Genomic DNA, 8,026 nt, shown 5'->3' on the forward strand with positions numbered 1-8,026 from the left:
GGCCGGGTCGGCGGGCGGCGCGGGCTGGTCCGCGCGGGTGACGCTGCTGCTCATCTGCGGAGTGTACGCCGGGGGGCCGTGCGGTCAGCGGGCCAGGGCGCGCAGGTGGGTGCGGATGACCCGGACGGCGTTCTCGGCGTCGTCCACGGTGACGGTGAAGATCTTGCCGTCGTCGAGCCGCAGTTCGACGCCCTCACCGCGGCGGACGATCACGGCGGTGCCCTTCTCGGGGCGCCACCGGTAGCCCCAGCCGCCCCACTGGTGGGGGGAGACCCGCGGCACGAACTCGGCGGCGGTCACCTCGGCCAGCCGGATCGTGCACCGGGGCAGCCCGATGTGGCCGCACCGTACGACGAGGGACTCGGCGTCGACGGTGACGGCCACGTGGACGAAGGCCAGGGTGCCGAAGAGGATCAGCAGCCCGGCGGCGAGGCAGCCGACCACGGACATCACCAGGGGGACGATGCCCGAGGTCCAGTTGGAGGCGACGGCGAGCTGGACGCCCAGCACGACGAACGCGGCGCCCACGACGGCGAGCAGCCACTGCGCGCGGTTGGACGCGCGGCCGGTCCAGAGCGGACCCGGGGGGTGATCCCTCATGTGCAGCAGCGTACTCACGTTCCGCACGCGTGCCACCGCCTCTCGGCCACTCGGTGCGAGGGTGCTACGTCTGCCCGGCGCCGGCGGCGGCAAACACGCCGGCCGCGGCGCCGGCCGACGTACCGGACCGGGTGCTCCGTGCGGGTCCGGCCGGGGTCAATTGCAGGTCGTGCCCGGTGAAAGCGGCCCGCAGCCGCCGGTCGTGGGTGACGAGCACCACCGTGCCGGTGAACCGGGCCAGCGCCGCCTCCAGGTCCTCGACGACGGCGGGGGCCAGATGGTTGGTCGGCTCGTCGAGCAGCAGCAGGTCGAGCGGGCCGGCGGCCACCAGCCGGGCCAGCTCCAGCTTGCGGCGCCGGCCGGCCGACAGCTCGCGGACCGGCCGGGTGAGGTCTGCCGGGGTGAGCAGGCCGAGGGCGGTGACCCGCTCGGCCCCCGCCGGCCCGAACGCCTCGGTGACGGTCCGGGACTCGGCGGCCCACGGGTCGTCCTGCCGCAGCAGCCCGACCCGCGGGGGCCGCCGGAGCTCCCCGTGGGGCCGTTCGAGCGCATCGGTCCCGCCGACGTGGCCGGTCTCACCCGCCCCGCGGGCGAGCAGCCGCAGCAGGGTGGACTTGCCCGCGCCGTTCGGTCCGGTGACCAGGAGCCGGTCGCCCGGTTCGAGGCGGAACGAGACGGGCTCCAGCCGCCCGGGCAGGGCCAGCCCGTCGGCCACGACGGGGCCGGCTCCGGCCGTGTCCTCGCCGGAGTCGAACCGGCCGGTGAAGCGGAGCGGTTCGGGCGGCGGGGCCACGGGGTCGCGTTCGAGCCGCTGGAGCCGCTCGCGGGCGTTGCGGATCCGGCCCATCGCGCCGTGGGCCCGGGACCGGGCGCGGAAGGCTCCGGCCCCGCTGAACCCGCGCGGCCCCTTGCGCGGCACGGCGGCCAGGTGAGCGCTGTGGGAGGCGGCGAGCCGCTGCGCCCGGGCGTGCTCCTCGCACCACTGCTCGTACTCCCGGGCCCGGCGGGCACGGTCGGCCGCGAGCGCGGCCAGGTGGCCGGCGTAGCCGTTGCCGTGGCGGCGTACGGTGCGCCGGTCGGGGTCCACCTCCAGGATCGTGGTCGTGACGCGGTCGAGGAAGAGCCGGTCGTGGGTGACGGCGACCAGCGTGCCGCGGCGCGCCCGGAGGTGTTCCTCCAGCCAGCCGACGGCCTCGTCGTCGAGGTCGTTGGTGGGTTCGTCGAGCAGCAGCAGCTCGGGCTCGGCGGCGAGCGCCCCGGCCAGGGCGAGCCGGGAGCGCTGGCCGCCGGAGAGGGTGCCCAGGCGCCGGTCGAGGTCGAGCGGTGCGCGTTCGCCGAGCCGCCGCAGCACGGCCGCGACCCGCCGGTCGGCGTCGTGGCCGCCGCGTGCCTCGTGGGCGGCGAGCAGGGCGTCGTAGGCGGCGAGGCCCTCGGGCCCGGCGTGGGCGAGGCCGGCCTCGGCGGCGCGGATACGGCGTTCCAGGGCGCGGAGGTCGGCGAGCGCGAGGTCGACGGCGTCGCCGACGCGGGCGGCCGGGGACAGGCCGAGGGTCTGTGCCAGGTACCCGGTGCCGCCGGGCGCCAGCACGGTGACCTGCCCGTGCTCGGGCTGCTCCCGCCCGGCGAGCAGCCGCAGCAGGGTCGACTTCCCCGAGCCGTTGTCCCCGACGACGCCGACCCGCTCACCGGGCCGGACCGTGCCGCTGACGCGGTCGAGGACGACGTGGGTGCCGTAGCGCTTGGTGACCTCGGACAGGACGATCTGGGTGGTGGCGGGGGACGGAGTGCGCAAGCGAGGTCCTTTCGCAGGGGACGCGGTGGGGCGCTGTTCGAGACGAGTCGTCTCGTCTCGTTATGCAGGCAAAGGTAGACCACCGACGCCGGACATGCAAGACGCTTCGTCTCGCCGATCCGGCGGTCGGGCGCGAGGGGGGAAAGGGGGAGTTAGTCGTCGCCCTGGTGATCGGCCCAGACGTAGCTCTCCGGCAGCAGCTCCGCCACGGGCACGGCGCGCATGCGGTCGCCGTGGCCGACGATCACGCGGAGGCCGGGGTGGAGGTCCAGCAGGACCTGGCGGCAGCGGCCGCAGGGCGGGACGACGCCCCGCTCCCGGTCGCCGACCGCGACGATCGCGACCAGGTCCTGGATCCCTTGGGTGACGGCCGCGCCGAGCGCGACCAGCTCGGCGCAGGGGCCGCCGGTGAAGTGGTAGACGTTCACGCCGTGGACGAGGCGCCCGTCGCGCGCCCGCGCGACGGCGGCCATGGTGTGGTGGTCGCCGTGGCAGCGGGTACGGGCCAGGGCGGTGGCGGCCTCGACGAGCTCCCTGTCCTCCGGGCTCATCGGACCGGGACGCCCGCCAGGGCCTGGCCCTCGGGGTAGGTCAGGGCGGCCGGCGGGAGTTCGGCCTCGCGGCCGCAGGCCAGCACGGTGAGGCCGCCGGTGCGCGGCAGCTCCGGCTCCGGGTGCGCCCCGATGCGCCGCAGCGCCTGGAGGGCGACGGGCTCGGCGGAACCGTGGAAGACCGCTTCGGCCGCGGTGGCGCCGCGCAGCGCCAGGGCCGTGCGGATGGTGTCGGCCACCAGCTCGTAGTGGGTGCAGCCGAGCACCAGGTCGGTGATGTCGGCCGGGGTCAGCGCCGCCGCGGCGGACACGGCCCGGGCCACGGCCTCCTGGTCGGCGGCCTCGACGGCGTCGGCGAGGCCGGGGCACGGGACCTCGGTGACGTGGACGCCGCCCGCGAAGTCGCGGATCAGGCCGCGCTGGTACGGGCTGCCGGTGGTCGCCGGGGTGGCCCAGATGGCCACGCGGCCGCCGGCGGCCGAGGCCGGCTTGATCGCCGGGACGGTGCCGATGACCGGGATCGCGGGCTCCAGCTCCGCCCGGAGGGCGGGCAGGGCGTGCACGGTCGCGGTGTTGCAGGCGACGATGAGCGCGTCCGGGCGGTGGGCGGCGGCGGCCCGGGCCACCATGAGCGCCCGCTCGGTCAGGTCCTCCGGGGTGCGCGGGCCCCACGGCATGCCGTCGGGGTCGGAGGAGAGCACGAGATCGGCGTCCGGCCGCAGCCGCCGCATCGCGTCGGCCGCCGCGAGGAGGCCGATTCCGGAGTCCATGAGCGCGATCTTCACCTGGTCACCTTAATCGACCACCCCCGACCTGGTCTCCGGCCTGGCCGCGGCCGGGTACCGCACGGTGTGCATCGGTGGCGTGGGCTTCTTCAACAAGCAGGGCGCGCTGGGCGACGTCCTGCCCGGGATGTTCCAGGAGAGCCACTGGGAGCCGGCGTTCGGCGTGGCCTCCCCGACCTCCTTCGAGGCGCAGGTCGAGCGGGCCGAGCAGGTGGTGGCCGGGCTGCCCGCGGACCAGCGGCTGTTCCTCTTCGTCAACGCCTCCGCCCTGCACCAGCCCAACTGGTTCCACTCCCCCGGCGCCACCCGCGCCGCCGGGGACACCCGGGCCACCCATGCCGCCGCGCTGGAGTACGTCGACCGGCACGTCGGCCGGCTCTTCGCCGCGATGAGCGCACGGCGCCGCTGCTTCGCGATCGTCTGCTCCGACCACGGCACCACCTACGGCGACGGCGGCTACACCGGCCACCGCCTCGCCCACGAGGCCGTCTGGACCGTGCCGTACGCCCACTTCTTCCTGGAGCCGTCCGCATGACCGCCGCCGTCCGCCCGTACGACAGCTACGTCTACGCCTACCCGCACAAGACGGCCTACCGGCCGCTGCCGGACCGGCCCGCCCTGCGGGACCTGTGGCGCGGCGAGGCCAAGGACGCGCTCTCGCTGTACCTGCACATACCGTTCTGCGAGGTCCGCTGCGGCTTCTGCAACCTCTTCACCCGGATCGGCGCCCCCGGCGGTCTCACCGGCCGGTACCTGGACGCGCTGGAACGCCAGGCCGTGGCCGTCCGCGCGGCGCTCGACGAGGGTGACGGCGGCCGCCCGGTGCGGTTCGCCAATGCCGCGTTCGGCGGTGGCACGCCGACGTTCCTGACCGCCGACGAGCTGGTCCGGCTCTGCGACATCGCCGAGCAGCGCATGGGCGCCGACCTGCGGGCCGTTCCGCTGTCCGTCGAGGCCTCGCCGGCCACCGCGACCGCCGACCGGCTGGCCGTCCTGGCCGAACGGGGCACGACCCGGCTCAGCCTGGGCGTGCAGAGCTTCGTCGACGAGGAGGCCCGGTCCGCGGTGCGGCCCCAGCGGCGCGCCGAGGTCGAAGCCGCGCTCGGGCGGATCCGTGCCGCCGGGATCCCGGTGCTCAACATCGACCTCATCTACGGGATCGACGGCCAGACCCCCGCCACCTGGCGGGCCTCGCTGGACGCCGCGCTCGCCTGGCGGCCCGAGGAGCTCTACCTCTACCCGCTGTACGTCCGCCCCCTGACCGGTCTGGCCCGGCGCACCGCCCACTCCGACCGGGACTGGGACGAGCAGCGCCTGGACCTCTACCGCCGGGGCCGCGACCACCTCCTCGCCCAGGGCTACGAGCAGGTGTCGATGCGCATGTTCCGCCGGGCCGGCGCGGCCCCGCAGGGTCCGGACGACCACGCCTGCCAGACCGACGGCATGATCGGCCTCGGCTGCGGCGCCCGCTCGTACACCTCGGCGCTGCACTACTCGTTCGACTACGCCGTCGACATGGGCGAGATCCGGGCGATCGTCGACGCCTACACGGTGACCTCCGCCGAGGACTTCGGCCGGGCGCAGACCGGCCGGTGGGTCGAGGGCGACGAGGCGCGCCGGCGGCACCTGTTGCAGTCCGTCCTCCAGGCGCAGGGCATGCCGGTCGAGGAGTACCGCGAGCGGTTCGGCAGCGATCCGTGGGCGGACTTCCCCGCCGAGCTGGCGGCCTTCGCCGCGCGCGGCTGGCTCCAGGAGGGCGGCACGGGGCCGTTGCTGCGGCTGAGCCCGGAGGGGCTGGCGCACTCCGACGCGCTGGGCCCCGCGCTGTTCTCGCCGGCCGTCCGGGCGGCGATGGCCGCCTACGAGGCGAAGTAGCCGCCGTGGACCTGACCTTGCTGTACCGCGGTCCGCTCGCCTCCTGCGACTACGACTGCCCGTACTGCCCCTTCGCCAAGCGGCGCGACTCCGCCGAGCAGCTCCGGGCCGACCGGGCCGCGCTGGAACGGTTCACCGGCTGGGCCACGGCGCCCGACCGGGCCGGTGACCGGCTCTCGGTCCTGTTCACCCCGTGGGGCGAGGGCCTGGTCCGCTCCTGGTACCGGCGGGCCCTGGTCGAGCTCTCGCACCAGCCGCACGTGGCCCGCGTGGCGATCCAGACCAACCTGAGCTGCCGTACGGACTGGCTCGCCGAGGCCGATCCGGGCACCGTGGCGCTGTGGTGCACGTACCACCCGGGGCAGACGCCGTACGAGCGGTTCCTGGCGAAGGTGCGGGACCTGGCCGACCGCGGCATCCGGTACAGCGTCGGCATCGTGGGCCTGCCGGAGAACCTGGAGCCCGCCCGGCGGCTGCGGGCCGACCTGCCGGGCGGGGTCTACCTGTGGGCGAACGCCGCCGAGGGGCACACGTACACGGACGGGGAGGCGGCGGCCTGGACGGCGCTGGACCCGCTCTTCCCGTACAGCCGGCACCCCCACCGCTCGGCCGGACTGCCCTGCCGCGCCGGGGAATCGGTGGTCTCCGTGGACGGCGAGGGCACCGTCCGCCGCTGCCACTTCGTCCGGGCCGAGCTGGGCAACCTCTACGACGGCTCGTACCGCGCCGGGCTGGCCCCGCGGCCCTGCCCGCTGGCGGTGTGCGACTGCCACATCGGGTACGTCCACCTGGAGACGCTGCCGCTGTACGACGTGTTCGCGGGCGGGGTGCTGGAGCGGATCCCGGCGGACGGGGTCCTCGAACGGATCCCGGTCGGCGGGGTTCCGGCCGGGGCTGCTCCGGTGCGGTCAGGCTGACTGCGCCGTGAGCCGCCCGGCGGCGATCGCGTCGAGCAGGGCCCGGTGGTCGCGCTCGTTCTGGTCGGCGTAGCGCTCGGCGAAGCCGACCATGGCCTGGTCGAAGACCTCGCCCCGGCCCAGGTAGGCGCCGATGGCCACGCGGTCGCCGGAGCGGGCGTGGGCGCGGGCCAGAGTGGCGGCGCAGACCTCGCCGAAGGTGCGCATGCCGCGGGGCACCATCTCGGCCGGGTCGGTGCTGCCCTTCCAGTCGCGCAGCTGCCGGACGTAGAAGTCCCGTTGCCGGCCGTCGATGCCGTTCACCCGGGTCCAGCCGAGGAAGATGTCGGTGGCCGCCTGCATCAGCCGCTGCCCGGCCACCACGCGTTCGCCCTGGTTGCGGTGCTCGGCCGGGCCGGCGTAGGGGGCGAGCACGGACTCGCCGGCCTCCTTGGCCTGGAGGACCAGCGGGTCGCTGCCGTCGCGGCCGAGGAGCAGGACGATCCAGCAGCGGGTGCCGACGCTGCCGACGCCGACCACCTTGCGGGCCATGTCGACGACGTGGAACTGCGACAGCAGATGGCGGCGGTCGGAGGGGAGGGTGAGCGCGTACTGCCCGATCAGCTCGGCCATCATCGCCTCGAAGGCCCGCTCCTCGTCGCGGGGCATCAGCTCGCTCAGCGGGGTGACCAGGGGCGGGTCCGAGACGAACCGGTACTCCCCGTCGACCAGTTCCGTCAGCTTGTCCAGGGCCTGGCGGCTGTCCCGGCCGCGGGCCTTCTCCAGTGCCTCGGCCAGCGCCTTGCGGCCGCGGCGGCGCAGGTCCTGGTCGGCCAGTTCGCGCAGCCGGTCCTCGTCGACGCGGGCGTACCAGACGTCGAGGGTGCGCTGGGTGGCGAAGTACCGCATCGTCTCGCGGTACGAGCGGGCGGCGCCGCGGACGATCTCGGCGCGCTCGTCGTCGCAGAAGCCGTTGTCCCGGCCACTGATGGCCAGGCTGGCGACCAGCCGTTTGACGTCCCACTCCCAGGGGCCGGGCAGGGTCTCGTCGAAGTCGTTGAGGTCGAACAGGAGGTTGCGTTCCGGGGAGCCGAAGAGGCCGAAGTTCATCATGTGGCAGTCGCCGCACAGTTGGGTGCGCAGGCCGGAGTCGGGGGTGCCGGCCAGGTCGGCGGCCATGACGGCGGCGGCGCCGCGGTAGAAGCGGAACGGTGATTCGGCCATCCGGCCGTAGCGGATCGGCAGGAGCTCGGTGAGCCGTCCGGCGGCCTGCTGTTCGAGGACGTCGACGGGGTCGGGCCGGTCCGGGTCCGGCGCGAAGTCGGCGTGGGCGGAACGCGGAGCCCGCTGCCGGGCGGCGCGGCCGACGGCCGCACGTTCCGCGGGGGTGAGCATCGCCATGGCGGTCCTCCTGGCGACGGGGCTGGTGCCGTGCAGCACCAGGATGGCACCGCCGCCGGGAGGCCGCCGGATGTGCGCGGCGGCGGGGGCGGTGCTGGAATGGTGGAGGAGGGGAGGGGATCCCGC

Annotated in this window: 7 protein-coding genes and 1 pseudogene; 3 read left to right on the plus strand and 5 right to left on the minus strand. The window is 75.4% G+C overall.

Going from position 1 to position 8,026, the window contains the following annotated elements:
• Positions 1–84: 84 nt before the first annotated feature.
• The 4 genes from EF918_RS28700 to EF918_RS28715 form a co-directional block, all read right to left on the minus strand.
• Positions 85–600, minus strand: a complete 516-nt coding sequence (locus tag EF918_RS28700; protein WP_125651845.1) for a hypothetical protein — start codon at positions 598–600, stop codon at positions 85–87.
• A 64-nt stretch (positions 601–664) separates the two neighbouring features.
• The gene (locus EF918_RS28705) at positions 665–2,362 is read right to left on the minus strand and encodes an ATP-binding cassette domain-containing protein (RefSeq protein ID WP_221889768.1); all 1,698 of its coding nucleotides are present in this window, start codon (positions 2,360–2,362) and stop codon (positions 665–667) included.
• 182 nt (positions 2,363–2,544) lie between these two features.
• Positions 2,545–2,943 (minus strand): cytidine deaminase, encoded by a 399-nt coding sequence (locus EF918_RS28710; RefSeq protein ID WP_125651847.1) that lies wholly within the window; start codon positions 2,941–2,943, stop codon positions 2,545–2,547.
• On the minus strand, positions 2,940–3,728 hold the full coding sequence (locus EF918_RS28715) for a glutamate racemase (RefSeq protein ID WP_260610772.1): 789 nt from the start codon (positions 3,726–3,728) through the stop codon (positions 2,940–2,942). Before EF918_RS28715 ends, EF918_RS28710 begins: the two co-directional genes overlap by 4 nt.
• Before the next feature lie 19 nt (positions 3,729–3,747).
• On the opposite strand from EF918_RS28715, the pseudogene EF918_RS28720 reads away from it, so the two are divergent.
• The 3 genes and pseudogenes from EF918_RS28720 to EF918_RS28730 all read left to right on the plus strand — a co-directional run.
• Positions 3,748–4,263, plus strand: a pseudogene (locus EF918_RS28720) (STM4013/SEN3800 family hydrolase); the annotation flags it as partial.
• Complete coding sequence (locus EF918_RS28725; RefSeq protein WP_125651848.1) at positions 4,260–5,603, plus strand: STM4012 family radical SAM protein; 1,344 nt, start codon at positions 4,260–4,262, stop codon at positions 5,601–5,603. The pseudogene EF918_RS28720 and the gene EF918_RS28725, both read left to right, overlap by 4 nt.
• Before the next feature lie 5 nt (positions 5,604–5,608).
• Positions 5,609–6,520 carry an STM4011 family radical SAM protein gene (locus EF918_RS28730; RefSeq protein ID WP_185921967.1) on the plus strand — a complete coding sequence of 304 codons (912 nt, stop codon included), beginning with the start codon at positions 5,609–5,611 and terminating at the stop codon, positions 6,518–6,520.
• Here EF918_RS28730 and EF918_RS28735 read toward each other — a convergent pair.
• A complete protein-coding gene (locus EF918_RS28735) occupies positions 6,512–7,900 on the minus strand; it encodes a DUF2252 domain-containing protein (RefSeq protein WP_125651850.1) in 1,389 nt (462 codons plus the stop codon). The genes EF918_RS28730 and EF918_RS28735 overlap by 9 nt on opposite strands.
• Positions 7,901–8,026 lie beyond the last annotated feature (126 nt).

This window comes from Streptomyces sp. WAC06614 (assembly GCF_003949795.1).
Classification (GTDB): Bacteria; Actinomycetota; Actinomycetes; order Streptomycetales; family Streptomycetaceae; genus Streptomyces.